This window comes from Mycobacterium attenuatum, from assembly GCF_900566085.1.
Lineage (GTDB): Bacteria > Actinomycetota > Actinomycetes > Mycobacteriales > Mycobacteriaceae > Mycobacterium > Mycobacterium attenuatum.
In genome coordinates, this window is record NZ_UPHT01000057.1 from 33379 (window position 1) to 59882 (window position 26504).

The following is a 26504-nucleotide window of genomic DNA, read 5'->3' on the forward strand; positions in this document are numbered from 1 at the left end:
GACCTAGAACTTGTAATACGGAGCCAGATCGTTGGCCCGTTGCAGGTTGGTGGACGGGCAGTCGACGTCGGGCTCGGAGTAGACCGTCGAGTAGAACAGCGACTGCTGGATCACCCCATAGCTCGTTTTGAACGTCACCATGCACGAGGAGTACCAGAAGCTGTTGTGGTAGGTCGGCTTGAGCACCCAATACTGCGCGGCGCGGTGGCCGGCGATGGTGGTCTCGATGGCGTCCGCCGGCAGAGTCTGGGCGTAGCTGCGCCAGGTGATGGGCTCGACGGCCAGCTGATAGTTGCCCGCGTCGTAGTGGCACCGCAACCCCTCCTCGGCTTCCGGCGGTGTGTAGGCGAGGCCGAGGCGCTGGACTGCGTCGAAGGGAATGTCGTTGCACGGGTCGAACGGACTCGGATCGGTGGTCGCCACGATGGGGCTCTTCATGGTGGTCGACATCGGTTCCGCAGTTGACCGCAACTCGACACTGCCGTCGGCCGGCGACGCCGAGGCGCCATGCCAGCCCACGGTCCCCGCTACGGCAGCTGTGACCAGCGCACCGAGCGCTCCGGCCAGACGCACCTTGGCGAACACCACACCCCCTGCCTTTGGCGGTCCCTTTGCCGGGAGTGTACAAGTCCTCGCCGCGGCCGTCACAGAGGTTCGCTGAGTTGTGCACCCATGAGGCGCTTGGCATGCTGGGGTCTCCACATGGCATCAGGAGGTTGGGATGTTTCAGCTCAGCCCGGAGGAGTGGATGTCCTCGGCGGTGCACGTGACCGGTCAGGGTGAGGGGTTGGCGACCGCGCATTTGACGTCCGACTATCGGCTTCAGTCGGCGCAGGTGGGCTGGCAAGGCGCCTCGGCGACGGCGTTCGATGCCAAACTGGGCGACTGGTTGGAGGTGTCCAGGGCGCTGCTGACCCGGGTCGGTGACCACGCACGCGGCCTGCACGAGGCCGCTGTCCGGCACGCGGCGGCGGAGGAGGAAAGGGCACATGCGTTAGCGCGGGTCGGCGCTTCTGCCGTCGGTACGACGCGTCAGGTGTGATCGGTGTCCTTGACGGTGGCCGATATCGATCGGTGGAACGCGCAAGCGGTCCGGGAGGTGTTTCACGCCGCCAAGTCCCGAGCCGAGGTGACGTTGGAGGTGTCCCGTCAGTTGGCGACGTTGTCGATATTTGCGAGCTCCGGCGGCAAGACCGCTGAGGCGGCGGCACACCAAAACGAGGGGCTTCGCCGCGATCTCGACGCCCACGGTTACGAGGCGTTGGCCGTTGCCCGCGCGGCTGACAGGGCCGCGGACGGCATTGTGAAGGTTCAATCGGACCTGGCCGCACTACGCAAAGCCGCCGCGGCCGCCGAGCTGACGGTCGACGCGCTCAGCAACAAGGTGGTGCCGGTCCCCGGACTGCGGTATACCGAGGCCGAGTGGGCGCGGATGCTGGCCAAGCAAGCGGAGCTGCAGGCCGAGCTCGATGTGATCGTTGCCGAGGCCAACGCCGTCGACGAGCAATTGGCCTCAGCGGTCAACATGGCTGACGGAGATGCGCCCATCCCGGCGGAGTCCGGTCCGCCGGTCGGTCCCGAAGGCCTGACACCGACACAGCTTGCCAGCGACGCCAACGAGGAGCGGCTGCGCGAGGAGCGCGCCAAGCTGCAAGCCCGTATCGGACAGTTGCAGGGACGATACGACGACCTTGCGGCACAGGCTGCCAGAGATTACAACAACGGCATCCTGAACAGCGACGCGTTGGGCCAGCTTGCCGCCCTTGATGGTCAGCTCAGTGCCGCCAAGGGTCGGCTGGCCGACCTTGACGCCGTCGACCAGGCGCTGCGCAATGCCCCGGAGACTTACCTCGCCCAACTCCGGATTCCCGACGACCCGCACCAGCAGGTGCTGGCGGCCGTGGCCGTCGGCAATCCGGATACCGCGGCCAACGTGTCGGTGACCGTGCCTGGGGTGGGTTCCACAACTCGAGGTACTTTGCCCGGGATGGTGACCGAGGCCCGCAACTTGCAGGCCGAAGAAATTCGACAATTGAAGAATGCCGGCAAACCGACCTCTGTTGCCACGATCGCCTGGATGGGCTACACCCCGCCGCCTAACCCGCTCGACACCGGGAGCGCGGGCGATTTGTGGCAGACCATGACCGACGAGCAGGCACGTGCGGGCGCGGCCGATTTGTCAAGGTATTTGCAGCAGGTCCGAGCAAACAACCCCAGCGGCCACCTGACGGTGTTGGGACACTCCTACGGGTCGCTAACCGCGTCGCTGGCCTTGCAGGATCTCAACGCCCACGGTTCCCACCCGGTTAACGATGTGGTGTTCTATGGCTCGCCGGGCCTGGAACTGTACAGCCCGGTCCAGCTGGGGCTTGATCACGGCGAGGCCTACGTCATGCAGGCTCCGCACGACCTCATCACAGATCTCGTGGCCCCGGTGGCACCACTGCACGGCTGGGGTCCGGACCCCTACCTGACCCCCGGGTTGACCGAACTCTCGTCACAGGCCGGCTTCGATCGGAGCGGCATTTGGCGTGACGGGGTGTATGCCCATGGCGACTATCCTCGCGTCTTCCAAGACGCCGCTGGCCAGCCGCAGCTGCGGATGTCCGGCTACAACTTCGCGGCGATCGCCGCCGGGCTGCCCGGCAACAAGGTGGAGGCGCCGTTGCTTCCGCCGGTTCTGGGCGGTGGCATGCCCGGCGCGCCGGGCCCGGTACCGGCAGGAGGGCATTGATGCGGTGGCCGATGGCATGGTTACTGGCCGTGGTTTGTGTGATGGTGCTGGGCTGCGGTCGCAGTGGTCACGGGACCGGTAGCGGAGAGGAGGGACCTTTGAGCCCAGAAAAAGTCGCCGAACTCGAGAACCCACTGCGGGCCAAGCCTACGTTGGAGGCCGCCAAGGATCAGTACCGGGCCGCGGTGACTCAGATGGCCAATGCGATAACGGCCCTGGTGCCTGGGTTGACTTGGTCGATGGATATGGACAGCTGGAATCACTGTGGAGGCGAATATGTATGGACCGACGCCAAGATGGCGTATTTCATGGCCGGATTCAGCGGACCAATCCCGGACGACAAGTGGCCGCAGGCCGTGCAGATCGTTAAGGACGGGGCAAAACAGTTCGGCGCAACCAACTTTGGTGTCATGAAGGATAAACCGGGAGACCACGACGTGTACATTTCCGGTGCCGGTGGTGTCGAATTCAAGCTCGGCACCCAGGTCGCTTCATCGCTCACCGCACAGTCGGACTGCCGCATCAGCCAAACCGATACGCCGAAACCCTCGCCGAGCCCATAGCGGTTCGGAGCGTGGCAAAGACTAGTGACGGACCCTCCAACATGCGATGGCTTGTGGCCTGGCTGGCCATGGTCTGTGTGATCGTGCTGGGCTGCGGTCGCATCGGTCATGGTGCCGGTGGCGGAGAGGAGGGGCCGTTGAGCCCGGAGAAGGTCGCCGAACTTGAGGACGCATTGCGCGCCAAGCCACCGCTGGAAGCAGCGAAGGACGAGTACCGGGCCGTGTCGGCCGAAATGGCAAACGCAATCACAGCATTGGTGCCCGGGTTGACATGGAGGACCGACATGGATACCTGGACGGGCTGCGGTGGCGATTATGAATGGACCAGGGCAAAAGCCGCGTATTTCATGATGGTCTTCAGTGGACCAATTCCCGACGACAAGTGGCCGCAGGCCGTGCAGATCGTCAAAGACCGTGGTAAACAATTCGGCGCCACCAACTTCGGGGTGATGAAAAACAAGCCTGGCGATCACGATGTCTACATCGCGGGCCATGGCGGAGTCGAGTTCAAGCTATCCACTCAGAAGGCGGCGGTGCTCACCGCGCAATCGGACTGCCGCATCAGCCAAACCGATACGGCGAAACCCTCGCCCAGCGCGTAGCGGTTCGGACCGTGGCAAAAGACTAGTGACGCAGGTTCCCAACATGCGATGGCTTGTGGCCTGGCTGGCCGTGGTTTGTGTGATGGTGCTGGGCTGTGGTCGCATCGGTCATGGAACCGGTCGTGGTGAGGAGGGGCCGTTGAGCCCCGAAAAGGTGGCCGAATTGGAGAACCCGCTGCGGGCCAAGCCTTCATTGGAGGCCGCCAGGGAGGAGTATCGCGCCGCGGTGACGCAGATGGCCAATTCGATCACAGGCTTGGTGCCGGGGTTGACTTGGCGAACCGATATGGACAGCTGGAACCACTGTGAAGGCGAATATGTATGGACCGACGCCAAGATGGCTTACCTCATGGTGGTCTTCAGTGGACCAATCCCGGACGACAAGTGGCCGCAGGCCGTGCAGATCGTCAAAGACCGTGGTAAACAATTCGGCGCCACCAACTTCGGGGTGATGAAAAACAAGCCTGGCGATCACGATGTCTACATCGCGGGTCATGGCGGAGTCGAGTTCAAGCTATCCACTCAGAAGGCGTCATCGCTCACCGCGCAATCGGACTGCCGCATCAGCCAGACCGACACGCCCAAACCCCCGCCCACCCCGTAGCGCGCCGCAGCAAAGCGTGTGACAAGGAACAATTCGTCTGCACCTCGCCAGTTCATTAGGGTGGTTGATCGTGACAGGGCACGAGTCGACCGGCGGACAGCCGACGCTGTGGGCTGTCTCCGACCTGCACACCGGTCACCTGGGCAACAAGCCCGTCGCCGAGTCGCTGCACCCATCGTCGCCGGACGACTGGCTGATCGTCGCCGGCGATGTCGCCGAACGCACCGACGAGATCCGCTGGACACTGGACTTGCTGCGGCGGCGGTTCGCCAAGGTCATCTGGGTGCCCGGTAACCACGAGTTGTGGACCACCAACCGCGACCCCGCGCAGATCTTCGGCAAAGCGCGCTACGACTACCTGGTCAATATGTGCGACGAACTGGGCGTCGTGACCCCCGAGCACCCGTTTCCGGTGTGGACCGAACGCGGCGGCCCGGCCACCATCGTGCCGATGTTCCTGCTGTATGACTACTCCTTCCTGCCACATGGCGCCACCAGCAAAGCCGAGGGCATGGCGATCGCGAAGCAACGCAATGTGGTGGCCACCGACGAATTCCTGCTCTCACCCGAGCCGTACCCCACTCGAACTGCCTGGTGCCACGAACGGGTGGCCAGCACTCGCGCGCGTCTTGAACAGCTCGATTGGATGCAACCGACCGTGCTCGTCAACCACTTTCCCCTGGTGCGCGAGCCCTGCGAAGCGCTGTTTTACCCCGAATTCTCGCTGTGGTGCGGAACCACCAAGACCGCCGACTGGCACACCCGCTACAACGCGGTGTGCTCGGTATACGGCCATCTCCACATTCCCCGCACCACCTGGCATGACGACGTGCGCTTCGAAGAGGTGTCGGTGGGCTACCCGCGGGAATGGCGTCGTCGCAAGCCGTACAGCTGGCTGCGCCAAGTCCTGCCCGACCCGCAGTACGCGCCGGGTTATCTCAACGACTTCGGCGGCCACTTTGTCATCACTCCCGAGATGCGTGCCCAAGCCGCCCAATTCCGGGAACGATTGCGGCAGCGGCAATTACGGCGGTGACGACGAGCATGCTGGTGTCGTCGGTGTTGCCCGGCGCGGTGGTCGAGGATCTGGCGTATGCCGAGATGTACTCCGACCCGCCCGGTCTGGCGCCGTTGCCGGACGAGGAGCCGTTGATTGCCAGATCGGTGGACAAGCGCCGCAACGAATTCATCACCGCCCGCCATTGCGCCCGCGTCGCGCTGCGTGAGCTCGGCGTGCCGCCGGTGCCGATTCTCAAGGGCGACAAGGGACAACCCTGCTGGCCCGACGGCGTCGTCGGCAGTCTGACCCACTGCACCGGTTATCGGGGCGCGGTGGTCGGGCGCAGCGGGGCGGTGCGTTCGGTGGGCATCGACGCCGAACCGCACGACGTGCTGCCCAACGGCGTGCTCGACGCGATCAGCCTGCCTGCCGAACGCGCCGAACTGTCCCACAGCATGCCGGCCGGCCTGCACTGGGACCGAATCTTATTCTGCGCCAAGGAGGCAACGTACAAGGCGTGGTTCCCGCTGACCGAGAGATGGCTGGGTTTCGAAGACGCCCACATCACGTTCGACGCCGACGCCTCCGGTATGACGGGCCGCTTCAGGTCGCGCATCCTGATCGACCCGTCGGCTCTATCGGGTCCGCCGCTGACGACGCTGAGCGGCCGATGGTCGGTCGAACGTGGCCTGGTGCTCACCGCTATCGTGCTATGAGCCAAAGCCGCACCGGCCCAGGTCTTGTGGTGGTCGACAAGCCGCCCGGAATGACCAGTCACGACGTGGTGGGGCGGTGCCGCCGCATCTTCGCCACCCGCAAGGTAGGCCATGCAGGGACGCTGGACCCGATGGCCACCGGCGTGCTGGTCATCGGAATCGAACGCGCCACCAAGATCCTGGGCCTGCTGACCGCGACGTCGAAGTCGTATGCCGCCACCATCCGCCTGGGCCGGTCCACGTCCACCGACGACGCCGAAGGTGAAGTGCTGCACACCGTTTCCGCCGCGCATCTCACGGATGAGCAGATCGCCAGCACAATCGCCGGGCTGTGTGGCGACATCAGTCAGGTGCCCTCGGCGGTCAGTGCGATCAAGGTCGGCGGCCGTCGCGCCTATGAGCTCGCCCGCCAGGGTCATGACGTCGCGCTGCAAGCTCGGCCGGTACGCGTCGACCGGTTCGACGTTCTGGCCGCGCGACGCGGCGGTGACGGCGTCGTCGACCTCGACGTGGAAGTCGACTGCTCGTCGGGCACCTACATTCGCGCGTTGGCGCGCGATCTCGGTGATGCCCTTGGCGTGGGTGGCCACCTGACGTCGTTGCGACGCACCCGGGTGGGCCGCTTCGGCCTGGACCAGGCGTGCTCGCTCGACAAGCTGGCGCAGCATCCGCAACTCAGCCTGAGCCTGGACGACGCGTGCCTGCTGATGTTTCCTCGCCGCGACCTCACTGCCAAGGAGGCCGAGGCCACCGCCAACGGCCGGCCCCTCGCGCCGGCCGGTATCGACGGCATATACGCCGCCGCCGACGCCGACGGGCGGGTGATTGCGCTGCTGCGCGACGACGGTCCACGGACCAGATCCCTGGTCGTAATTCGTCCGGCAACGTTGTAGGGCACCCGGGCTGTTGTCCGTCGGTATCCAGGTTGCACACTGGGAGGCAGGCCAACGGCGCTCGCCGGGCGGCCGCTGCTCGAATGGAAGGGGCGTGCATGTCTCCCAAGATGCCTAGCAAGGTTTTTGTCGTCGGTGTGGGCATGACCAAGTTCGAGAAGCCGGGCCGCCGCGAAGGCTGGGACTATCCCGACATGGCGCGGGAATCGGGAACCAACGCGCTGCGCGATGCCGGCGTCGACTACAACGACGTCGAGCAAGGCTACGTCGGCTATGTCGCCGGCGATTCGACGTCCGGGCAGCGGGCGCTCTACGAGCTCGGCATGACCGGGATCCCGATCGTCAACGTCAACAACAACTGCTCGACCGGCTCGACGGCGCTGTTCTTGGCGGCCCAGGCCATCCGCGGCGGAATCGCCGACTGCACGATCGCGCTCGGCTTCGAGAAGATGCAACCCGGTTCGTTGAGCGGTGGTGCGCAAGACCGCGAATCGCCGATGGCCAGACACGTCAAGGCGCTGGCGCAGATCGACGAGTTCGCCATGCCGGTGGCCCCGTGGATGTTCGGCGCCGCCGGCCGGGAGCACATGAAGCAGTACGGCACCACCGCAGAGCATTTCGCCAAGATCGGCTACAAGAATCACAAGCATTCGGTCAACAACCCCTATGCGCAGTTTCAGGAGTCCTACACCCTCGACGACATCCTGGCGTCGCGGATGATCTCCGACCCGCTGACTAAGCTGCAATGTTCGCCGACCTCCGACGGTTCGGCTGCGGCTATCCTGGCATCGGAATCGTTCGTCGACAGTCACGGGCTGGCCGGCCAGGCGGTGGAGATCGTCGGTCAGGCCATGACAACCGATTTCGCGTCCACCTTCGACGGCAGCGCCAAGAACCTCATTGGCTACGACATGAATGTTCAAGCGGCACAACGTGTTTATCAGCAATCGGGACTCGGTCCCGAGGACTTTCAGGTTATCGAGTTGCACGACTGCTTTTCGGCCAACGAGCTCTTGCTGTACGAGGCGCTGGGCCTATGCGGCCCGGGCGAGGCGCCCAAGCTGATCGACAACGGCGACACCACCTATGGCGGACGCTGGGTGGTCAACCCTTCCGGCGGTCTCATCTCCAAGGGGCATCCGCTGGGCGCGACGGGCTTGGCGCAGTGCTCCGAATTGACTTGGCAACTGCGCGGCACCGCAGACAAGCGGCAGGTCGACAACGTCACCGCCGCTTTGCAACACAACATCGGGCTAGGCGGCGCCGCCGTCGTCACCGCCTACCAGCGCGCCGAGCGCTGAGATCGGGCGCGCGCCGTGATCGAGTGGTCCGAGACCGATCTGATGATGCGCGACGCGGTTCGCCAATTCATCGACAAAGAAATCCGGCCGAATCTGGACGAGTTGGAAACCGGTGCGCTGTCGCCATATCCGATCGTGCGCAAGCTGTTCAGCCAGTTCGGCCTCGACGCGGTGGCCGCCGAATCGGTCAAGTCGATGCTGGACCGGGAACGGGCTGAGCGCCACGGAAAGAACGAAAGAGGTGGCAGTTCAAGCAGTTTCGGTGTCCTCGGCGCTCAGGCGTCGATGGTTGCGGTCATGGTGTCCGAACTTGCGGGGGTGAGCATCGGATTGATCAGCACGGTCGCGGTCAGCATCGGGTTGGGGGCGGCGACCATCATGAGCCGCGGCACGCTGGCCCAGAAGGAGCGCTGGTTGCCTGAGCTGATGACGCTGGAAAAGGTCGCGGCGTGGGCAATCACCGAGCCTGACTCGGGCTCGGATGCGTTCGGCGGCATGAAAACCCACGTCAAGCGCGACGGCGCGGACTACATTCTCAACGGGCAGAAGACCTTCATCACCAACGGTCCCGACGCGGACGTGCTGGTGGTCTACGCGAAACTCGACGACGGCTCCGCTGGCGACGCCGATTCGGACCGGCGCAACCGGCCGGTGCTCACCTTCGTTTTGGATGCGGGAATGCCGGGTCTGACGCAGGGCAAGCCGTTCAAGAAGATGGGCATGATGTCGTCGCCGACCGGCGAACTTTTCTTCGACAGCGTGCGACTGACTCCGGACCGTCTGCTGGGGGAGCAGGAACAGCACACCGACGGCGACGGCCGCGACAGTGCCCGGGCCAACTTCGCCGCGGAACGCCTCGGGGTCGCGTTGATGGCGCTGGGCATCATCAACGAATGTCACCGGCTGTGTGTGGCATATGCGAAGACCCGCACCCTCTGGGGCAAGAATATCGGGCAGTTCCAGCTGATCCAGCTCAAGCTTGCCAAGATGGAGATTGCCCGAATCAACGTGCAGAACATGGTGTTTCAAATTCTGGAACGGCTCAAGGCCGGCAAGCTTCCGTCACTGGCCGAGGCGTCGGCCATCAAGCTCTATTCCTCGGAGGCCGCCACCGACGTCGCGATGGAGGCCGTGCAATTGTTCGGCGGCAACGGCTATATGGCGGAGTATCGGGTCGAACAGCTTGCCCGGGACGCGAAGTCGCTGATGATCTATGCCGGCAGCAACGAGATCCAGGTAACGCATATCGCCAAGGGCCTACTGGCCTGACGCTAGGCCACCACCCAGATCGCTCGTGCCGCCGGGCTCCCCAACTCGACAGGCGTCGGGCCGCCGTCACCGGAGTCGATCGCCACTGAGATCATGCCGGCGAACTCGCGCCGGGTCACTACCCGCAGCCGCGAGTCCAGGCTGATTCCGACACTGTCGAAATACCGCAGCATTTCCGGTTCGGCATCGGAGATGCGGGCCACCGTGCCGGTATCGCCGTCGCGGCACTCCCACAGTTGCCGGGCCGGCGGCGTGGGCACTTGCCCGTCGGATGCCGGAATGGGGTCCCCGTGCGGATCGCGCTGCGGAAAGCCCAGCTTGGCGTCGATTCGAGCCACCAGCCGATCCGATACCGCATGCTCGAGCACCTCGGCCTCGTCGTGCACTTCGTCCCAGCCGTAACCGAGTTCATTGACCAGGAACGTCTCCAGAAGCCGGTGCCGGCGCACCATCGCCAGCGCCGCGCGACGGCCGGCGTCGGTCAACGTCACCGCGCCGTATTTTTCGTGGTCGACCAAACCCTGTTCGGCGAGTCTGCGGATCGACTCCGAGGCCGTGCTGGCCGAAACCCCGATCTTCTCGGCCAGCATCTTGGTACTGACCTTTTCCAACGACCATTCCTGAGCCTTCCAGATGACCTTCAGGTAGTCCTGGGCAACCGCGGTGAGACCGCCAGGCTCTTCGTCAGCCCTCACAACCTGAGAGTTTAGGCGCACCTGACCTAAAACCGGGTCTGCGATCGCCTCGGTTGGCCGGTGCCGTTGTCGAGCCTGCGGTGGGCGCGCGAGCCCAAGGCCGCGATCGGCGCTCTGGGCGCAGTCTCGGTGCGGGCAGCGCAGTCTCGGCGCGAGCAGCGCGAACCAGCGATAACTCGCCGATCCTGCCCGCCGCAGCTGTACCGGCGCCGTAGGCTTGCGACTGTGCAGCGGTGGCGCGGTCAAGACGAGATCCCCACGGACTGGGGTCGATGTGTACTCACCGTCGGAGTGTTCGACGGGGTGCATCGGGGGCACGCCGAGTTGATCGCACACGCCGTGAAAGCCGGCAGGACGCGTGGTGTCCCGACCGTGCTGATGACGTTCGATCCACACCCCATGGAAGTGGTGTACCCCGGCAGCCATCCGGCGCAGCTGACGACGCTGACCCGCCGCGCCGAGCTGGTCGAAGAACTGGGTATCGACGTGTTTCTGGTGATGCCCTTCACCACCGATTTCATGAAGCTCACACCGGAGCGCTACATCCACGAGCTGCTGGTCGAGCACCTGCACGTGGTTGAGGTCGTCGTGGGTGAGAACTTCACCTTCGGAAAGAAGGCGGCCGGCAACGTGCACACCCTGCGCCGGGCCGGCGAGCGATTGGGGTTCGCGGTGGAGTCGATGTCGCTGGTGTCCGAGCATCACAGCCACGAGACGGTGACGTTCTCCTCCACCTACATCCGGTCGTGCGTGGACGCAGGCGATGTCATGGCCGCCACCGAAGCATTGGGCCGGCCGCACCGCGTGGAAGGCGTGGTGGTCCGAGGTTATGGGCGAGGGGCCGAGCTGGGCTTTCCCACCGCCAACATCGCGCCCCCGATGTATTCGGCCATACCGGCCGACGGTGTGTACGCCGCGTGGTTCACCGTCTTGGGCCATGGTCCGGCCACCGGCGCGGTGATTCCCGGTGAGCGCTATCAGGCTGCGGTGTCCATCGGGACCAATCCGACCTTCTCCGGGCGCACCCGAACTGTCGAGGCTTTCGTGCTTGACACCACCGCAGACCTGTACGGCCAGCACGTGGCCCTGGACTTCGTCGCTCGCATCCGCGGCCAGAAGAAGTTCGAATCGGTGCGTGATCTCGTCGCCGAGATTGCCGCCGACACCGAGTGCACCCGAACGCTGCTGGCCGCGGGCTGACGGTTATGCCGCCGGGCTGAACCGCTGTTAGACTGCCCGTCGTCAATCGGCGCGTGCTGCGGTTCGCGGCGGCCGTGCCGGAAAAATCCTTGATCGCGGACCAATTGATGGAGATGTTTCGTGGCGCTGACTGCCGAGCAGAAAAAGGAAATTCTCAAGACCTACGGTCTGCACGAGACCGACACCGGTTCCCCCGAAGCGCAGATCGCGCTGCTGACCAAGCGGATCGCCGACCTAACCGAGCACCTGAAGGTGCACAAGCATGACCACCACTCACGCCGCGGACTGTTGCTCCTGGTGGGACGCCGCCGCCGGCTGATCAAGTACATCTCCCAGATCGATGTCGAGCGTTATCGCTCACTTATCGAGCGGCTGGGTCTGCGTCGCTGACACCTGGCGGCATGCGCACGCTCGCGTGCGTGTTCGTGGCGGCATCCGGGATAGTGCTGGGGTGTTCGTCCGCGGCCAACGTCGCTGACCTCAAGGTGGGGGATTGTCTCCGGCTCGGTGGCACGCCGGACCGACCGCAGGTCACCAAGGCGGCGTGCGGCACCCCGGATTCGAATTTCAAGGTCATCGCCGTGGTGAAGCCCGGGGTCGGCCGCGCGCAATGCCCGGCCGACATCGACTCCTCGTATTCCATGCATAACTCGTTGAGCGGTGAAGACAGCACCTTGTGCCTGGACATTGACTGGGTGGTCGGCGGCTGCATGAGCGTCGACCCGGCGCACAAGACCGACCCGTTCCGGGTGGACTGCAACGATACCTCGGCGCCACACCGACAACGGGCCACGCAGATCCTTCGAGACCTGGATCCGCCGGTGACCGCCGACCAATGTGTCAGCGGCGTGGGCTATACCTACACCCAGCGGCGATTCGCCGTGTGCGTCGAGGACGTCAGCAACGGACCGCGGACATAGTGGTCGGACACATCAGGCATCCGGGTCTTCCCATGACCCGGTAGTTAGCCGGTGTACAGTGATGACGTTCTGGGCCGGTTCGGCCCGAGCAAGTGGTGCGGTCCACGTAGATCCGCGTGTACCGCTCCAGCGAGTCACAAGGTATGTCCGAGGGAGCAGCCCGGCCTGTATCGGGCGGTCTTCGGTAGTGGCGGCCGGGCTCCCCGGATCTGGGAAGGTCGGCCGCTTCGATCGATGGCCGTAGCCGCATTCAGGCTCGCTTTTAGGGACGCTCACTCAGGGCGGCTCGCAGGTCCGTCCGGGCCCGCGAGCCGGCCCTGCGAACCCTCAGGGTGTACGTGACAACGCGAAACAGTTGAACAACCCAGAGAGGGCGCGCGGACGTCATGTCTGTAGCTGAAATTGAAGAAGGCGTGTTCGAAGCGACCGCCACCATCGACAACGGGAGCTTTGGCACCCGCACCATCCGGTTTGAGACCGGCCGATTGGCCTTACAGGCGGCCGGCGCTGTCGTCGCCTACCTCGACGAGGAGAACATGCTCCTGTCGGCGACCACCGCCAGCAAGAACCCCAAGGAGCATTTCGACTTCTTCCCGCTGACCGTCGACGTCGAGGAGCGGATGTATGCCGCGGGCCGGATTCCCGGTTCGTTCTTCCGCCGGGAGGGGCGACCCTCCACCGACGCCATCCTGACCTGCCGGCTCATCGACCGGCCGCTGCGCCCGTCGTTCGTCGACGGTCTGCGCAACGAAATCCAGATCGTGGTGACCATCCTGAGCCTGGACCCCAACGACCTGTACGACGTGCTGGCGATCAACGCCGCGTCGGCGTCCACCCAGCTGGGTGGCCTGCCGTTCTCCGGACCTATCGGCGCGGTGCGCGTCGCGCTGATCGACGGCACTTGGATTGCGTTTCCGACCGTCGAACAGATCGGGCGTGCGGTGTTCGACATGGTGGTCGCCGGCCGGATGGTCGGTGACGGTGGCGGCAGCCTCGAGAAAAATGACGTCGCAATCATGATGGTCGAAGCCGAGGCCACCGAAAAGGTCATCGAACTCGTCGAAGGCGGTGCCCAGGCGCCTACGGAAAGCGTTGTCGCACAAGGCTTAGAGGCGGCCAAACCGTTTATTGCCGCACTCTGCACCGCGCAGCAGGAGCTCGCCGAGGCGACTGGGATGTCGTCGAAACCGGCCGCTGACTACCCCGTGTTCCCCGAGTACGGCGACGACGTCTACTACGCGGTGTCCTCGGTGGCCACCGACGAGTTGTCGGCCGCGCTGACCATCGCCGGCAAGGCCGAACGCAACCAGCGCACCGACGAAATCAAGACCCAGGTGCTCGAGCGGCTCGTCGAAACCTACCCGGGCAGGGAGAAGGAGATCGGCGCCGCGTTCCGTGCGCTGACCAAGAAGCTAGTCCGGCAGCGCATCGTCACCGACCACTTCCGCATCGACGGCCGCGGCATCACTGACATCCGCGCTTTGTCGGCCGAGGTCGCCGTGGTACCGCGGGCACACGGCAGCGCACTGTTCGAACGCGGTGAAACTCAGATCCTCGGTGTGACGACGCTCGACATGGTCAAGATGGCCCAGCAGATCGACTCGCTGGGCCCCGAGACGTCCAAGCGCTACATGCATCACTACAACTTCCCGCCGTTCTCCACCGGCGAGACCGGCCGGGTCGGCTCGCCCAAGCGGCGGGAGATCGGCCACGGTGCGCTGGCCGAGCGAGCGCTGGTGCCGGTGCTGCCCAGTGTTGAGGAGTTCCCCTACGCCATCCGCCAGGTGTCCGAAGCGCTGGGCTCCAACGGCTCGACATCGATGGGATCGGTCTGCGCGTCCACCCTGGCTCTGCTCAACGCCGGCGTGCCGCTGAAGGCGCCGGTGGCCGGCATCGCGATGGGTTTGGTCTCCGACGATGTCGAGGTTGACGGTGGCGAAACCGAGCGCCGGTTCGTCACCCTGACCGACATCCTGGGCGCCGAAGACGCCTTTGGCGACATGGACTTCAAGGTCGCCGGAACCAAGGACTTCGTCACCGCTTTGCAGCTGGACACCAAGCTCGACGGCATTCCCTCTCAGGTGCTCGCCGGCGCGCTGGAGCAGGCCCGCGACGCCCGGCTGACCATCTTGGAGGTGATGGCCGAGGCCATCGACCGACCCGACGAGATGAGCCCGTATGCGCCGCGTGTCACCACCATCAAGGTTCCGGTGGACAAGATCGGCGAGGTCATCGGCCCCAAGGGCAAGGTCATCAACGCCATCACCGAAGAAACCGGTGCGCAGATCTCCATCGAGGACGACGGAACCGTGTTCGTCGGCGCCACCGACGGGCCCTCGGCGCAGGCCGCGATCGACCGGATCAACGCCATCGCCAATCCCCAGTTGCCGACGGTAGGGGAGCGGTTCCTCGGAACGGTGGTCAAGACAACCGATTTCGGTGCCTTCGTGTCCTTGCTGCCCGGGCGGGACGGCCTGGTGCACATCTCCAAGCTCGGCAAGGGCAAGCGGATCGCGAAGGTCGAGGACGTGGTCAACGTCGGCGACAAGCTGCGGGTAGAGATCGCCGATATCGACAAGCGCGGCAAGATCTCGCTCGTCTTGGTGGCCGAAGAGGAAAACTCCGCCAACGCGCCTTCTGGCACCGCAGCGCCAACCGATGCCGCGACGGCCAGCAGCTGAGCCAGCGGCGGCCCAGGCGGTGCGCCGTACTACGCTGCCAGGCGGTCTGCGCGTCGTTACCGAATACTTGCCATCGGTGCGTTCGGCCTCGGTCGGGCTCTGGATCGGCGTGGGATCGCGTGACGAGGGCACCACGGTGGCCGGTGCTGCGCACTTCCTCGAGCACCTGCTGTTCAAGTCGACGCCCACCCGCACGGCCGTGGACATCGCGCAGGCAATGGACGCCGTGGGCGGCGAGCTGAACGCGTTCACCGCCAAGGAACACACCTGTTACTACGCGCATGTGCTCGACGCTGACCTGGCGTTGGCCATGGATCTGGTCTCCGATGTGGTGCTCAACGGGCGTTGCGCCGCCGACGATGTCGAGCTGGAACGCGACGTCGTCCTCGAGGAGATCGCGATGCGCGACGACGATCCCGAGGACGCGCTGGCAGACCTGTTCCTCTCGGCGCTGTTCGGCAACCATCCGGTGGGCCGGCCGGTGATCGGGACCGTGCAATCCGTATCGGCGATGACGCGGGCCCAGCTGCAGTCGTTTCACGTGCGGCGCTACACACCCGAGCGCATGGTCGTGGCGGTGGCCGGCAACGTCGACCACGACGAGGTGGTCGCTTTGGTGCGGGAGCACTTCGGGCCGCGGTTGGTCCGCGGGCGCCGGCCCGTCGCACCCCGCAAGGGCGCCGGCCGGGTGAACGGCATGCCCGGGTTGACGCTGGCCGAGCGCGATGCCGAGCAGACACACGTCTCGCTGGGCATCCGAACGCCCGGACGCGGTTGGCAGCATCGGTGGGCGCTGTCGGTGCTGCACACCGCGTTGGGTGGCGGGCTCAGTTCGAGGCTGTTCCAGGAGATCCGCGAGGCCCGCGGGTTGGCCTACTCGGTGTATTCCGCGCTGGACATTTTCGCCGACAGCGGCGCCCTTTCGGTGTATGCGGCCTGCCTGCCCGAACGTTTCGCCGAGGTGATGCGAGTGACCGCCAGCGTGCTGGAATCGGTGGCGCGCGACGGCATCACCGAGGCGGAATGCCGGATCGCCAAGGGGTCGTTGCGCGGCGGGCTGGTGCTGGGCCTGGAAGATTCCAGCTCGCGGATGAGCCGCATCGGTCGCAGCGAATTGAATTACGGCAAGCACCGCAGCATCGAGCACACGCTTCAGCAAATCGAGCGGGTCACCGTCGACGAAGTCAACCTGGTGGCCCGGCGGCTGCTGGGCAAACGCTATGGCGCTGCCGTCCTGGGACCGTATGGCTCGAAACGACAGCTGCCGCAACAACTTCGAGCGATGGTAAATTAATCCGATGGTGCTGGGCTTCTGGGACATCGCGGTGCCCATCGTTGGTGCGCCGATGGCCGGCGGGCCGGGCACTGCGGCCCTGGCCGCGGCGGTGTCGAATGCGGGCGGGCTGGGCTTCGTCGCGGGTGGCTACATCACCGCAGACAAGTTTGCCGACGATATCGCCGCCGCGCGCGCCGCGACCACGGGCCCGATCGGGGCGAACCTATTTGTGCCCCAGCCCAGCGTCGCCGACTGGATGCAGCTGGAGTATTACGCGGAAGAACTCGAAGAGGTTGCCGAGTACTACCGCTGTGAGGTCGGCCAGCCGATACACGGCGACGACGACGATTGGGCGCGCAAACTCGAAGTGGTGGCCGACGTGCGCCCGGAGGTGGTGTCGTTCACTTTCGGGGCGCCGCCGCCGGATGTCATTCGCCGGCTGAGCGCGCTCGGACTGCTGGTGTCGATCACCGTGACGTCGTCGTATGAGGCCGGCGTTGCCGTCGCGGCCGGTGCCGACAGCCTGGTGGTGCAGGGCCCGGGCGCTGGCGGGCATCGTGGCACCTTCGCGCCGGACATGGAGCCGGGGGAGGAATCGCTGCACCAGCTGCTCGATCGGATCGGCAAGGCACACGAGGTTCCGCTCATCGCCGCCGGCGGCCTGGGCACCGCCGAGGACGTCGCGGCCGTCCTGCGCAGGGGAGCCATCGCCGCCCAGGTGGGCACCGCGCTGCTGCTCGCCGACGAAGCGGGAACCAACCCGGCGCATCGGGTTGCACTGAAGAACCCGGAGTTCGACTCAACGCTGGTCACGCGGGCATTCTCGGGCCGGTACGCCCGCGGGCTGGCGAACAACTTCACGCGACTGCTCGACCATGTGGCGCCACTGGGCTATCCCGAGGTCAACCAGATGACCAAACCGATACGGGCAGCAGCGGTCGCCGCGGACGACCCGCACGGGACCAACCTCTGGGCGGGTACGGGCTACCGGGAGGTCCGGCCGGGTCCGGCGGCCGACATCGTCGCGTCGTTGGCCCCTGACCTGCGATTGCTGTAGCGCGGCTTTCGAAAATTGTTGCGGGCGTTGGTTTCTGCGATAGCGGGAATCAGTACTGTCGCAGATTCTGACCGGCCGGAGGGCCCCCGACGTCGATGATCGGCGAGGCGGCTACGCGGGCTGGCTATGATCGGCCAATGACTGAGCTCTCGGTGTCGGCCACTGTCCAGATCAACGCCAGCCCGGAGCGGGTGTACGGGATGATCACCGACTTGCCGACACTGGCCTCGTTGGCCGAGGAGGCGGTGTCGATGCAATTGCGCAAGGGCGACGCAGTCCGCAAAGGGGCGGTGTTCGTCGGCCACAACGAAAATGGCGGTCGACGCTGGCACACGACATGTACCGTGACCGACGCCGAACCGGGGCGCACCTTCGCATTCGATGTACGCAGCGCTGTCATTCCGGTGGCGCGATGGCAATACGACATCGTCGCCTCCGACGGCGGCTGCCGGGTCACCGAGAGCACGTGGGACCGTCGGCCGCGCTGGTTTCGCAAGCTAGCCAGCATGGCAACCGGGGTCAACGATCGGGCGGCGGCCAACGCCGAACACATCCAGCTCACCCTGCGCCGCCTCAAGCAGCGCGCTGAGGCCAAGTAGCGGACACGGCACTATACTGACCGGCGCGTGGTGTCCACGGGGACGACAATTGCCGCGCTGATGTAAACGTCCAGGCAAGGGGGCCTCATGTTCACCGTCGATGAACGGGCAGCGGGGCTGCACGCCGGCAAGCCGGGCCATGCCGACCATGAGCATCTAGTCCTGGAAGCACGCGATGTCGAGTTCGACTGGGCGCGTTTGCCATTCCACTATGTTCCGGACGAACCGTTGGCCACGCACTTCATGAATGTGCTGCACCTACTGCTGCCGGCCGGCGAGGAGTTCTTCGTCGAAGTGTTCAAGAAGACCTTGCCGCTGCTCAAGGACGATCAGCTGCGACTGGACGTACAGGGATTCATCGGGCAAGAGGCGATGCATTCGCAAGCGCATTTTGGCGTGCTGGCCTACTTCGATGCCCAGGGTGTGGACGTCACGCCCTTCACCGACCAGATCAACTGGCTGTTTGAGAAGCTGTTGGCGGACAAACCCCGGCGTAGCGTACGCAGACAGCATCGCTGGTTGTTGGAGCAGGTCTCGTTCATCTCGGCGATCGAGCATTACACCGCTGTGCTGGGCGAGTGGATTCTGGACTCCCCGCAGCTTGACGTCGTCGGCGCCGATGCGGTGATGCTGGACATGCTCCGGTGGCATGGCGCAGAAGAGGTCGAGCACAAATCGGTGGCCTTCGACACCATGAAGCACTTGCGCGCCGGCTATTGGCGGCAGGTGCGCGCCCAGCTGGCAGTCACCCCGGTGCTGTTGCTGTTGTGGATTCGCGGAGTGCAGTTCATGTATTCGGTGGATCCCCACGTGCCGCCGGGCGTCAAGCCCCGTTGGCGCGACTACGTCGATGCCGCGCGCCGCGGTCTGCTGCCGGGCCCGTGGCGATTGCTGCGGGTCGTCGGTCACTACTACCGGCCAGGTTTCCACCCGTCACAGCTGGGTGGACTGGACAAGGCGGTGGATTACTTGGCCGTTTCACCCGCCGCCCGCGCGTCGCACTGACCGATGGCTCAGAGGCGCGACCCGGCGATGCGCCGGTTGCTTGGGTGGTCGAGTTCGACGGTGCCGCAAAGTATTTGGCGCAGTAGGCCAGCCGATCTGCACGGTGGGGGCCGCCCGGATCGCTTTGCCACCGCGTTGTGGGGAGTTCGTACGCTATTGGGTGGGTTGGCGTCGGCCTCACGGTGGGACCCGTCGCGGGTGAGCCCGGTGCGACGGACACATCTGGCGACCATTGTGAAACGCCAATTCGTGGCATCCGATGTGGTGGCGTTGACCCTGGCCCATCCGGATGGTGGATTGCTGCCGTCCTGGACGCCCGGCGCTCACATCGACGTGCACCTGCCCTCGGGCCGGCGCCGGCAGTACTCACTGTGCGGGCGGCCCGGGCGCCGCACGGATTACCGGATCGCGGTCCAGCGCATCGCCGACGGTGGCGGCGGCTCGGTGGAGATGCATGAGGCCTATGACGTCGGCGACTTACTCGTTTTCGAAGGGCCCCGCAACGCGTTCTGCCTCGGAACGGCCGAACAGGACCTGCTTTTCGTGATCGGCGGCATCGGAGTGACACCAATCCTGCCGATGATCCAGATGGCTCACCAGCGCGGAACCGATTGGCGTGCAGTATATGCCGGCCGAAGCCGAGGCCACATGCCGTTGCTCGAGGAGGTCATGGCGGTGGCGCCGGAGCGGGTGACCGTCTGGGCCGACGACGATCGCGGCCGCTTTCCTAAAGTCGATGAGCTGCTGGGTGACGCCGGGCCGAGGACGGCTGTTTATGTGTGTGGGCCGACCCCCATGCTGGAGGCGGTATGTGCGGCTCGCGCTCGACACGCCCGCGCACCACTGCACTACGAGCGGTTCAGCCCGCCGCCGGTGGTCGATGGCGCTCCCTTCGAGGTGGAGTTCGGGCGGTCGGGCCGGGTACTGAGGATCCCGGCCAACCGGTCGGCGCTGGACGTCATGCGCGACGACGACCCGACCACCGCATACTCCTGTCAGCAGGGCTTCTGTGGCACGTGCAAGGTCAAAGTCCTTGCCGGACAGGTCGATCACCGCGGCCGCGCAGCTGAAGGCGATGACGAGATGCTGGTGTGCGTGTCCCGGGCGAAGAGCCGCCGCGTGGTCATCGATCGCTGAGGGCTGCTCCGTCATTGCGGCACGCCAATTTTTCGTAGAGGGGACTGTGCTTTTCCCGCGGCTGCCGCCTATCATTCGTACCCAAGGAGGACCGCTGAGATGGCCAAGCCCCCGCTGTCGATGAAGCCGACCGGATGGTTCCAGGTGGCTTGGTGCGACGAAATCGGGGTCGGTGACGTCCATCGGATGAAGTACTTCTCTCAGGACATGGTCGCGTGGCGCGCCGCGTCCGGCCGCCTGACCGTGATGAACGCTTATTGCGAACACCTCGGCGCCCACCTTGGTTATGGCGGCAGAGTAGTCGGCGAGGTGTTGCAATGTCCCTTCCACGGCTGGCAGTGGAGTCAACAGGGCCGCAACGTATGCATCCCGTATCAGGACCGGCCCAACCGCGGGCGGCGCATTCGCACGTATCCCGTGATTGAGCGCAACGAGTCGGTGTACATCTGGCACGACGTGGACGGACGCCAACCCTTCTTCGACGTGCCCGATGTGTTCGCCAGCTTCGACGAAGGTAGTGCAGCGGATTATCACCCGCAGCAGCGGTTGTACCGGCCGGGCCTGGAACTCCATCCACAGTATGTGCTCGAAAACGGCGTTGACTTCGCGCATTTCAAGTACGTGCACCGGACCCCGATCGTGCCCGTGTTCACCCGCCACGACTTCGCTGCGCCGGTGTCGTATGTCGACTTCACTATCACCTTCGAGGGTGACGACGGTCAGCAGATCGAAGATGTCAACAGCGGCGTGCAGGCGGTCAACGGCGGGCTTGGCGTTGCGGTGACCAAGAGCTGGGGCATGGTCGACAACCGCACCATCTCGGCAATCACGCCGGTAGACGGATCCACCTCCGATGTCCGGTTCATGGTCTATATCGGCCGGACGACGGGCAAGGATGCGGCCCGCGCCGAACTCCGAGCGCGCGAGTTCGGGCGGGAGGTGATCCGGCAGTTCGAGCAGGATATCGAGATCTGGGCTCACCAGCGCTATTCCGACCGGCCCGCGCTGGCCCCCGACGAGTTGGCGGGTTTCACCGCCATACGCACCTGGGCCACGCAGTTCTATCCGGACGGTCGCGGCCGCAGCGCGGTCGAAGTGTCTGCCGCGTCACTCGAAAGGCCGTAGCGAATGAATGCCCCGAGCCGCCCGATCCGCGTCTTTCAGGTCGCCACCGGCAACGTCGGCCGCGAGATGATCAAGCGACTTCAGGCGCAGCCGGACCTGGAGCTGATCGGAGTGCATTGCTACTCGCCCGGCAAGGTCGGCACGGACGCCGGGGACCTGGCCGGTATCGGGCCCATCGGCATATCGGCCACCGGCAGCGTCGAGGAGATCATCGCGGCCAAGCCGGACGTGCTGACCTTCCACGGGGTGTTTCCCGACGAGGACCTGTACGTGAAAGTGCTTGAGGCCGGCATCAATATCGTCACCACCGCCGACTGGATCACCGGGTGGCACCGCGACCACAACCATCCGCATCCGTCGGGGAAGCCGGTGACCCAGCTGTTGGCCGAGGCTTGTGAGAAGGGTGGGGCCTCGTTCTACGGCACCGGCATGAACCCTGGCCTGAATCAGGTTCTCGGCGTGGTGTGTTCGGCTGATGTCGCCGAGATCGAGAACATCACCACGATCGAGTCCGTCGACGTGTCTTGCCATCACTCCAAGGAGACCTGGATCGAGGTCGGTTATGGCCAACCGGTCGACGATCCGCAAATCCCGTCGAAGCTGGAAAAGTACACCCGGGTCTTCGCCGACAGCGTGCTCATGATGGCCGACTGCTTCGATCTGCCGCTCGACGAGGTTGTGTTCAGCTATGAACTGGGAGCCTGTACCAAAGACGTCGACCTGGGCTGGTACATGCTGCCCGAAGGCTCGGTGGGCGGCAGCTACATCAAATACCGGGGCATGGTCGACGGAGTCGCGCGGGTCGAGACGCATCTGGAGTGGCAGATGACCCCGCACACCGACCCGAGCTGGAAGATCAAGGGCTGCTACATCACTCAGATCAAGGGCGATCCGTGTGTTTACAACAAGCACATGATCTTCCCCAAGCCCGGCGTCGATCTGTCCAACCCGGCCAACTTCGCCTCGATTGGCATGACGGTCACCGGCATGCCGGCTCTCAATGCGATCGAGTCGGTGGTCGCCGCGCGCCCCGGCCTGATCACCAGCGCCGACATTCCCTTGCGCGGGTTTGCCGGTCGATTCAGAAAGTAACCTGTCAAGGCGCTTCATCTTCGTCGAAGAGGCGTTCGGGGTGGTGGTAGTCGTTGGTTCGGGTGCCGGTGTCCAGTTCTGGTGGTGGAATCCATGCGGTGCGGCCGTTGGGGAGTTTCCTTGTGTGCCAGCCTTTTCCGATGAGTTTATGGTCAGGTGTGCAGGCGAAGGTGAGTGTGTCGATGTCGGTGCGGCCGCCTGCTGCCCACTCCTCTACGTGGTGGACTTCACACCAGTAACCGGGGACGTCGCAACCGGGGTGCGTGCAGCCGCGGTCTTGCGCATACAGCACGATGCGCTGATCCGGTGAGGCGATTCGCCGGGACCGGCCCAGATACAGCGGGCGGCTGGTGTGCTGGTCGAACACGGCGAGGTAGTGGTACGCGTGCCGGGCCAGGCGGATCACGTCGGGCATGGGCAGCAGGGTGCCGCCGCCGGTGACGGCTCGCCCGGTGCCTGCGGTGAGCTCTTGAAGCGTGGTGGACACGATGACGGTGACGGGTAATCCATTGTGCGCGCCTAGTTTCGGATCACCGAGCTGGCCGCGGACGAGGGCGTTGAGTGCATCGTGTTGGCGCTGGGCGGGACCGCGCCGGTCGGCCGTGACGGCGTCTTCGCTGGGCTGGCCTGTAACGCAAGCTTGTTCGTCGTCCGGATTGCACATTCCGGGCGCGGCGAAGCGCGCCAGCCACGCATCAAGGTTGGCGCGCAGCTCCGGTGATGCCACCAGCTTGGCGATGCTCATGCCGTCGCGGCGCTGCCCGCACCAGGTGAAGCCGCGCTGACGCGCGCGGTCGGCGTCGGAAAACTTGCCGTCGGGATTGATGTAGAGGGCGCAGCGCTGCGCCACCTTCTCCAGTTGGTCGGGCCGCAACTTTGTCGCTTGCCCAGCCAGGAACCTCTCGGCTCGTTCGACGGTGCCGGGCGGGGTGGCCTCGGGCAGGTCGCGAAAGAAGGTCTGGATCACCCGCAGATGCTGTCCGTCGAGCAGGCCTTGGCGCCACGACACGGCGGTGGCGGGCAGATTGGGCGGCAGTTGCTCTCCGGTGAGCGTCACGCGCGGGGATAGTTGCTGGGCGTCGTGGAGCCGGCGGCGTGCCTCGGCGTAGCTGATCCGCAGCCAATCGGCGACCACCTTGTGGGCAGGGCCTCCGATGCGGGCGGGATCCTCCTTGGCCAGGCCGGCGATGACGTTATGGCTGATCACCGCCTGGCGCCGGCGCGCCGACTCCAACCGCTCCAGCGCACCCAATCGCGCCGCGGGCGGCAACGCGTCGAAGTCGACGTCATCGAATGCCGCCACCGCCGCATCGAGTGCATCCAGCGCCCGCGGTATCGAACACATATTCGAATCCTAATGGCGGGCGGCTGAAGGCGGCGCCCGATCGTCGTCGGCTGTGGATGGTTGGCGAACTGTGGATAACAGCGGGCATGAGACCAGCCCGGCGCCGGTCACTGGGACCTCGAGCCGCAAGGATGCCGTCGCAGCCTTCGGCCCATCCGTGGGCGCCCGCGCCGGAAGGCTTAGATGGGCGAGCACGCATGTTTGCGGAAGTACCGGCCGCAGTAGGCTTCAACAAATGCGGGTAGGTGTGCTGGGAGCCAAGGGCAAAGTCGGAGCGACGATGGTGGCGGCGGTGCGGGCCGCCGAAGACCTGACCCTGTCGGCCGAGGTGGATGCCGGTGATCCGCTGAGTCTGCTGACCGACGGCAACACCGAGGCGGTCATCGACTTCACGCACCCCGAAGTCGTGATGGATAATCTAAAGTTCCTGATTGACAACGGGATTCACGCGGTGGTCGGCACCACCGGCTTTACTTCCGAGCGCGTCCAGCAGGTGGCAGAATGGCTCGCGGGAAAGCCCGACACATCGGTGCTGATTGCGCCGAACTTTGCCATCGGGGCGGTGCTGTGTATGCATTTCGCCAAACAGGCCGCTCGGTTCTTCGACTCGGCCGAGGTCATCGAGTTGCATCACCCGAACAAGGCCGATGCTCCGTCGGGCACCGCGACGCGCACTGCCAAGCTGATTGCCGCGGCTCGAAAAGGCTTGCCGCCCAACCCCGATGCCACCAGCACCAGTCTTCCCGGAGCCCGCGGCGCCGACGTCGACGGCATCCCGGTGCACGCGGTACGGCTGGCCGGACTGGTCGCTCACCAAGAGGTGCTGTTCGGAACTCAAGGGGAGACGCTGACTATTCGTCACGACAGTCTCGATCGCAGCTCGTTTGTGCCCGGGGTGCTGCTGGCGGTGCGCTGCATCCGAGACCATCCCGGCCTGACCCTGGGCATTGAACCGCTACTCGACCTGCGATAACGGGACAATCAGAATCCGATGACAGGCGCCGCTCGCACCATGCGCATCCAGCTGCTAATCGCGTTCATGTGCCTGGCATTGCTGGCGTACCTAGCTCTGCTCGGCCGCATTGGGTTCACCTTGATCGGTTCGGGCCGGGCTGCCGCGATGGGCCTGGGGCTGTCCTTGTTGGTCATGCCGGGCATCGGACTATGGGCGATGATCGCCACGCTGCGGGCCGGATTCGCACATCAGAGGCTGGCCCGGCTCATCGCTGACGACGGGATGGAACTTGACGTCAGCGCGCTGCCGCGGCGGCCCTCGGGCCGCATCGAACGGGCCGCGGCCGACCAGTTGTTCGACAGTGTGCGCGTCGACCTCGAACACCAGCCCGACGACTGGCGTCGTTGGTACCGGCTGGCCAGGGCCCACGACTACGCGGGCGACCGCCGTCGGGCCCGGGAAGCCATGAAAACGGCCGCGGAGCTGGAAAGGCGCTGTGGGAGGCGTCGGTGACCAAGACCCTGCTCGTCGTGCACCATACCCCGTCGCCGCACTGTCAGGAGATGTTCGAGGCGGTCGTATCCGGGGCGACAGACCCTGAAATCGAGGGCGTGGAGCTGCTGCGGCGGCCGGCGCTCACGGTGTCGCCGGTCGAGATGCTGGAAGCCGACGGCTACGTGCTCGGCACACCGGCCAACCTCGGATACCTTAGCGGTGCCCTCAAACAGTATTTGGTGCAAAACCCGTCTAGTACCCCGACGATGTCTCGCCGCTCCACGTGGAGTGTCGGATGACAACAGTCGTGGCGTGGGAGCGCGAGGTTGGCTTGCAGCGCGAACTTGTCATGGCTAGCGATAGCCGCTTAGGTGGCGGTGAAGATTGGGACGCGTGCGCCAAGATTTTCGATATCGGTAGATCTGATGCACTCCTGGGGTTTGCCGGCAACACGTGGCGAGCATTGCCACTCATATTCCAGGTGCTTGCCACCACGCGATCCTACGAAGGATCGTTGTTGCGAACCTTGGACTTACCGAAGTACGCCGGTCACCTCGAGCGCGTGCTGAATGTGGTCCTGGAACAGGCTGCAGGTCCGGCCGCAGCGGATCCGCCCGGCTGTGAGTTTCTGCTAGCTGGATGGTCCTGGTCCGAGGGCAGATTCTTGATCTACCACTACCTCTTCGACAAGCGCACTTCGCAGTTCGTCCTTGCCGGATTGCGAAACCCGCCCCGCTCGATCGCGAGACCCGCCAAGGTTCGTTTGTATGGCGTAATTGGCGATGCTGGCCGGAAACTCACTGGCCAGATGGCAAAGGACTACAGTCTTGGCGTCATGTCGGGGAAGCTCGACTACCGCCCTCTAGAGGCCCTATATAAGCAGACGGCGGATCCAGAATTTCGCACTGTGGGCGGCCCGGTGCAGGTCGCGAAGGTCTACAAATCAATCCGGGTCGAGCACTTCGCCACTCGCATCCACGGGAATCTCTACATATCGGGGCGGCCGGTGTTACCACACTCTGAGAACGTCGATCTTCGTGTGATCGCCCGCAACGAGGATGGAACATGGGAGATCGAACCACGGAAGGATCTGGCTGAGTGACGTGGAATCTGTGGGGTAGATACCGGCGTACTGAGCTTAGACCGCGCTTGTGCTCTGAGCGCCCGATGGTCTAGTCAGAGTGTCACGCATCGACCAATCTAAAAAGCGGGGGAGCAGCACAATGTTTTCGTCTGAGCG

General features: G+C 65.0%; 27 protein-coding genes and 1 pseudogene. 25 read left to right on the forward strand and 3 right to left on the reverse strand.

Features of this window, described 5'->3' with window-relative positions; translation table 11 throughout:
- Window positions 1–3: 3 nt before the first annotated feature.
- Window positions 4–585, reverse strand: a complete 582-nt coding sequence (locus EET13_RS09820) for a DUF3558 domain-containing protein (RefSeq protein WP_023372435.1) — start codon at window positions 583–585, stop codon at window positions 4–6.
- A gap of 136 nt (window positions 586–721) precedes the next feature.
- Between EET13_RS09820 and EET13_RS09825 the strand changes: the two genes are divergently transcribed.
- From EET13_RS09825 to EET13_RS09870, 10 genes are all read left to right on the forward strand, one after another.
- Window positions 722–1042, forward strand: coding sequence for a hypothetical protein (locus EET13_RS09825; RefSeq protein ID WP_023372436.1), 321 nt, complete (start codon window positions 722–724; stop codon window positions 1040–1042).
- A gap of 3 nt (window positions 1043–1045) precedes the next feature.
- Window positions 1046–2734 carry an alpha/beta hydrolase family protein gene (locus EET13_RS09830; RefSeq protein ID WP_122442111.1) on the forward strand — a complete coding sequence of 563 codons (1689 nt, stop codon included), beginning with the start codon at window positions 1046–1048 and terminating at the stop codon, window positions 2732–2734.
- A complete protein-coding gene (locus tag EET13_RS09835) occupies window positions 2734–3297 on the forward strand; it encodes an LppA family lipoprotein (RefSeq protein WP_122442112.1) in 564 nt (187 codons plus the stop codon). Before EET13_RS09830 ends, EET13_RS09835 begins: the two co-directional genes overlap by 1 nt.
- Before the next feature lie 41 nt (window positions 3298–3338).
- Window positions 3339–3899, forward strand: a complete 561-nt coding sequence (locus EET13_RS09840) for an LppA family lipoprotein (RefSeq protein WP_122442113.1) — start codon at window positions 3339–3341, stop codon at window positions 3897–3899.
- A gap of 43 nt (window positions 3900–3942) precedes the next feature.
- Complete coding sequence (locus EET13_RS09845) at window positions 3943–4503, forward strand: LppA family lipoprotein (protein ID WP_122442168.1); 561 nt, start codon at window positions 3943–3945, stop codon at window positions 4501–4503.
- 70 nt (window positions 4504–4573) lie between these two features.
- A complete protein-coding gene (locus EET13_RS09850; RefSeq protein WP_122442114.1) occupies window positions 4574–5539 on the forward strand; it encodes a metallophosphoesterase family protein in 966 nt (321 codons plus the stop codon).
- Window positions 5536–6219, forward strand: a complete 684-nt coding sequence (gene pptT / locus EET13_RS09855; protein ID WP_122442115.1) for a 4'-phosphopantetheinyl transferase PptT — start codon at window positions 5536–5538, stop codon at window positions 6217–6219. Before EET13_RS09850 ends, pptT begins: the two co-directional genes overlap by 4 nt.
- Window positions 6216–7112: a tRNA pseudouridine(55) synthase TruB gene (gene truB, locus EET13_RS09860; protein ID WP_122442116.1), complete on the forward strand. Its 897-nt coding sequence runs from the start codon at window positions 6216–6218 to the stop codon at window positions 7110–7112. Before pptT ends, truB begins: the two co-directional genes overlap by 4 nt.
- Window positions 7113–7222: 110 nt before the next feature.
- Entirely contained in the window at window positions 7223–8413 is a 1191-nt protein-coding gene (locus EET13_RS09865; protein WP_103802705.1) for a lipid-transfer protein, read from the forward strand.
- Window positions 8414–8428: 15 nt separating this feature from the next.
- On the forward strand, window positions 8429–9682 hold the full coding sequence (locus tag EET13_RS09870) for an acyl-CoA dehydrogenase family protein (protein WP_122442117.1): 1254 nt from the start codon (window positions 8429–8431) through the stop codon (window positions 9680–9682).
- 2 nt (window positions 9683–9684) lie between these two features.
- On the opposite strand, the gene mntR is transcribed toward EET13_RS09870, so the two are convergent.
- Window positions 9685–10377, reverse strand: a complete 693-nt coding sequence (gene mntR, locus EET13_RS09875) for a manganese-binding transcriptional regulator MntR (protein WP_122442118.1) — start codon at window positions 10375–10377, stop codon at window positions 9685–9687.
- Between the two features lie 225 nt (window positions 10378–10602).
- On the opposite strand from mntR, the gene EET13_RS09880 reads away from it, so the two are divergent.
- The 11 genes from EET13_RS09880 to EET13_RS09930 all read left to right on the forward strand — a co-directional run bounded on the left by EET13_RS09880 (window position 10603) and on the right by EET13_RS09930 (window position 22469).
- Entirely contained in the window at window positions 10603–11577 is a 975-nt protein-coding gene (locus EET13_RS09880) for a bifunctional riboflavin kinase/FAD synthetase (protein ID WP_168990734.1), read from the forward strand.
- 120 nt (window positions 11578–11697) lie between these two features.
- The gene (gene rpsO / locus EET13_RS09885) at window positions 11698–11967 is read left to right on the forward strand and encodes a 30S ribosomal protein S15 (RefSeq protein ID WP_023372450.1); all 270 of its coding nucleotides are present in this window, start codon (window positions 11698–11700) and stop codon (window positions 11965–11967) included.
- Window positions 11968–11978: 11 nt separating this feature from the next.
- Window positions 11979–12497, forward strand: a complete 519-nt coding sequence (gene lppU, locus EET13_RS09890) for an LppU family putative lipoprotein (RefSeq protein ID WP_122442119.1) — start codon at window positions 11979–11981, stop codon at window positions 12495–12497.
- A gap of 386 nt (window positions 12498–12883) precedes the next feature.
- A complete protein-coding gene (locus tag EET13_RS09895) occupies window positions 12884–15178 on the forward strand; it encodes a polyribonucleotide nucleotidyltransferase (RefSeq protein ID WP_122442120.1) in 2295 nt (764 codons plus the stop codon).
- Complete coding sequence (locus EET13_RS09900) at window positions 15156–16472, forward strand: M16 family metallopeptidase (RefSeq protein WP_122442121.1); 1317 nt, start codon at window positions 15156–15158, stop codon at window positions 16470–16472. The genes EET13_RS09895 and EET13_RS09900 overlap by 23 nt, the downstream gene beginning before the upstream one ends.
- 4 nt (window positions 16473–16476) lie before the next feature.
- Complete coding sequence (locus tag EET13_RS09905) at window positions 16477–17511, forward strand: nitronate monooxygenase (protein ID WP_122442122.1); 1035 nt, start codon at window positions 16477–16479, stop codon at window positions 17509–17511.
- Between the two features lie 137 nt (window positions 17512–17648).
- A complete protein-coding gene (locus EET13_RS09910) occupies window positions 17649–18110 on the forward strand; it encodes an SRPBCC family protein (protein ID WP_122442123.1) in 462 nt (153 codons plus the stop codon).
- 87 nt (window positions 18111–18197) lie between these two features.
- The gene (locus EET13_RS09915) at window positions 18198–19115 is read left to right on the forward strand and encodes a metal-dependent hydrolase (RefSeq protein WP_122442124.1); all 918 of its coding nucleotides are present in this window, start codon (window positions 18198–18200) and stop codon (window positions 19113–19115) included.
- A gap of 27 nt (window positions 19116–19142) precedes the next feature.
- Entirely contained in the window at window positions 19143–20252 is a 1110-nt protein-coding gene (locus EET13_RS09920; RefSeq protein WP_122442125.1) for a PDR/VanB family oxidoreductase, read from the forward strand.
- Window positions 20253–20351: 99 nt separating this feature from the next.
- Window positions 20352–21377, forward strand: coding sequence for a Rieske 2Fe-2S domain-containing protein (locus EET13_RS09925; RefSeq protein ID WP_122442126.1), 1026 nt, complete (start codon window positions 20352–20354; stop codon window positions 21375–21377).
- 3 nt (window positions 21378–21380) lie between these two features.
- Entirely contained in the window at window positions 21381–22469 is a 1089-nt protein-coding gene (locus tag EET13_RS09930; RefSeq protein ID WP_122442127.1) for an NAD(P)H-dependent amine dehydrogenase family protein, read from the forward strand.
- Between the two features lie 4 nt (window positions 22470–22473).
- Here the strand turns inward: EET13_RS09930 and EET13_RS09935 are convergent, their stop codons facing one another.
- Window positions 22474–23814 (reverse strand): HNH endonuclease signature motif containing protein, encoded by a 1341-nt coding sequence (locus tag EET13_RS09935; RefSeq protein ID WP_122442128.1) that lies wholly within the window; start codon window positions 23812–23814, stop codon window positions 22474–22476.
- Window positions 23815–24049: 235 nt separating this feature from the next.
- Here EET13_RS09935 and dapB point away from each other — a divergent pair, with 235 nt between their 5' ends.
- The 4 genes and pseudogenes from dapB to EET13_RS09955 all read left to right on the forward strand — a co-directional run bounded on the left by dapB (window position 24050) and on the right by EET13_RS09955 (window position 26366).
- Window positions 24050–24787: a 4-hydroxy-tetrahydrodipicolinate reductase gene (gene dapB, locus EET13_RS09940; protein WP_122442129.1), complete on the forward strand. Its 738-nt coding sequence runs from the start codon at window positions 24050–24052 to the stop codon at window positions 24785–24787.
- A gap of 18 nt (window positions 24788–24805) precedes the next feature.
- The gene (locus EET13_RS09945) at window positions 24806–25282 is read left to right on the forward strand and encodes a hypothetical protein (RefSeq protein WP_122442130.1); all 477 of its coding nucleotides are present in this window, start codon (window positions 24806–24808) and stop codon (window positions 25280–25282) included.
- A 50-nt stretch (window positions 25283–25332) separates the two neighbouring features.
- Window positions 25333–25494: pseudogene (locus tag EET13_RS30880) on the forward strand (flavodoxin family protein); the annotation flags it as partial.
- A gap of 65 nt (window positions 25495–25559) precedes the next feature.
- Complete coding sequence (locus EET13_RS09955; protein WP_122442132.1) at window positions 25560–26366, forward strand: hypothetical protein; 807 nt, start codon at window positions 25560–25562, stop codon at window positions 26364–26366.
- Window positions 26367–26504 lie beyond the last annotated feature (138 nt).

Coding starts and splice junctions, on each gene's coding strand:
- EET13_RS09910 (WP_122442123.1), top strand. CDS start 17,649: ATGACTGAGCTCTCGGTGTCGGCCACTGTCCAGATCAACGCCAGCCCG.
- lppU (WP_122442119.1), top strand. CDS start 11,979: ATGCGCACGCTCGCGTGCGTGTTCGTGGCGGCATCCGGGATAGTGCTG.
- EET13_RS09930 (WP_122442127.1), top strand. CDS start 21,381: ATGAATGCCCCGAGCCGCCCGATCCGCGTCTTTCAGGTCGCCACCGGC.
- EET13_RS09955 (WP_122442132.1), top strand. CDS start 25,560: ATGACAACAGTCGTGGCGTGGGAGCGCGAGGTTGGCTTGCAGCGCGAA.
- EET13_RS09945 (WP_122442130.1), top strand. CDS start 24,806: ATGACAGGCGCCGCTCGCACCATGCGCATCCAGCTGCTAATCGCGTTC.
- EET13_RS09900 (WP_122442121.1), top strand. CDS start 15,156: ATGCCGCGACGGCCAGCAGCTGAGCCAGCGGCGGCCCAGGCGGTGCGC.
- truB (WP_122442116.1), top strand. CDS start 6,216: ATGAGCCAAAGCCGCACCGGCCCAGGTCTTGTGGTGGTCGACAAGCCG.
- EET13_RS09825 (WP_023372436.1), top strand. CDS start 722: ATGTTTCAGCTCAGCCCGGAGGAGTGGATGTCCTCGGCGGTGCACGTG.
- EET13_RS09845 (WP_122442168.1), top strand. CDS start 3,943: ATGCGATGGCTTGTGGCCTGGCTGGCCGTGGTTTGTGTGATGGTGCTG.
- EET13_RS09920 (WP_122442125.1), top strand. CDS start 19,143: ATGCGCCGGTTGCTTGGGTGGTCGAGTTCGACGGTGCCGCAAAGTATT.
- EET13_RS09895 (WP_122442120.1), top strand. CDS start 12,884: ATGTCTGTAGCTGAAATTGAAGAAGGCGTGTTCGAAGCGACCGCCACC.
- EET13_RS09905 (WP_122442122.1), top strand. CDS start 16,477: ATGGTGCTGGGCTTCTGGGACATCGCGGTGCCCATCGTTGGTGCGCCG.
- EET13_RS09915 (WP_122442124.1), top strand. CDS start 18,198: ATGTTCACCGTCGATGAACGGGCAGCGGGGCTGCACGCCGGCAAGCCG.
- EET13_RS09865 (WP_103802705.1), top strand. CDS start 7,223: ATGCCTAGCAAGGTTTTTGTCGTCGGTGTGGGCATGACCAAGTTCGAG.
- EET13_RS09925 (WP_122442126.1), top strand. CDS start 20,352: ATGGCCAAGCCCCCGCTGTCGATGAAGCCGACCGGATGGTTCCAGGTG.
- EET13_RS09840 (WP_122442113.1), top strand. CDS start 3,339: ATGCGATGGCTTGTGGCCTGGCTGGCCATGGTCTGTGTGATCGTGCTG.
- EET13_RS09835 (WP_122442112.1), top strand. CDS start 2,734: ATGCGGTGGCCGATGGCATGGTTACTGGCCGTGGTTTGTGTGATGGTG.
- EET13_RS09935 (WP_122442128.1), bottom strand. CDS start 23,814: ATGTGTTCGATACCGCGGGCGCTGGATGCACTCGATGCGGCGGTGGCG.
- dapB (WP_122442129.1), top strand. CDS start 24,050: ATGCGGGTAGGTGTGCTGGGAGCCAAGGGCAAAGTCGGAGCGACGATG.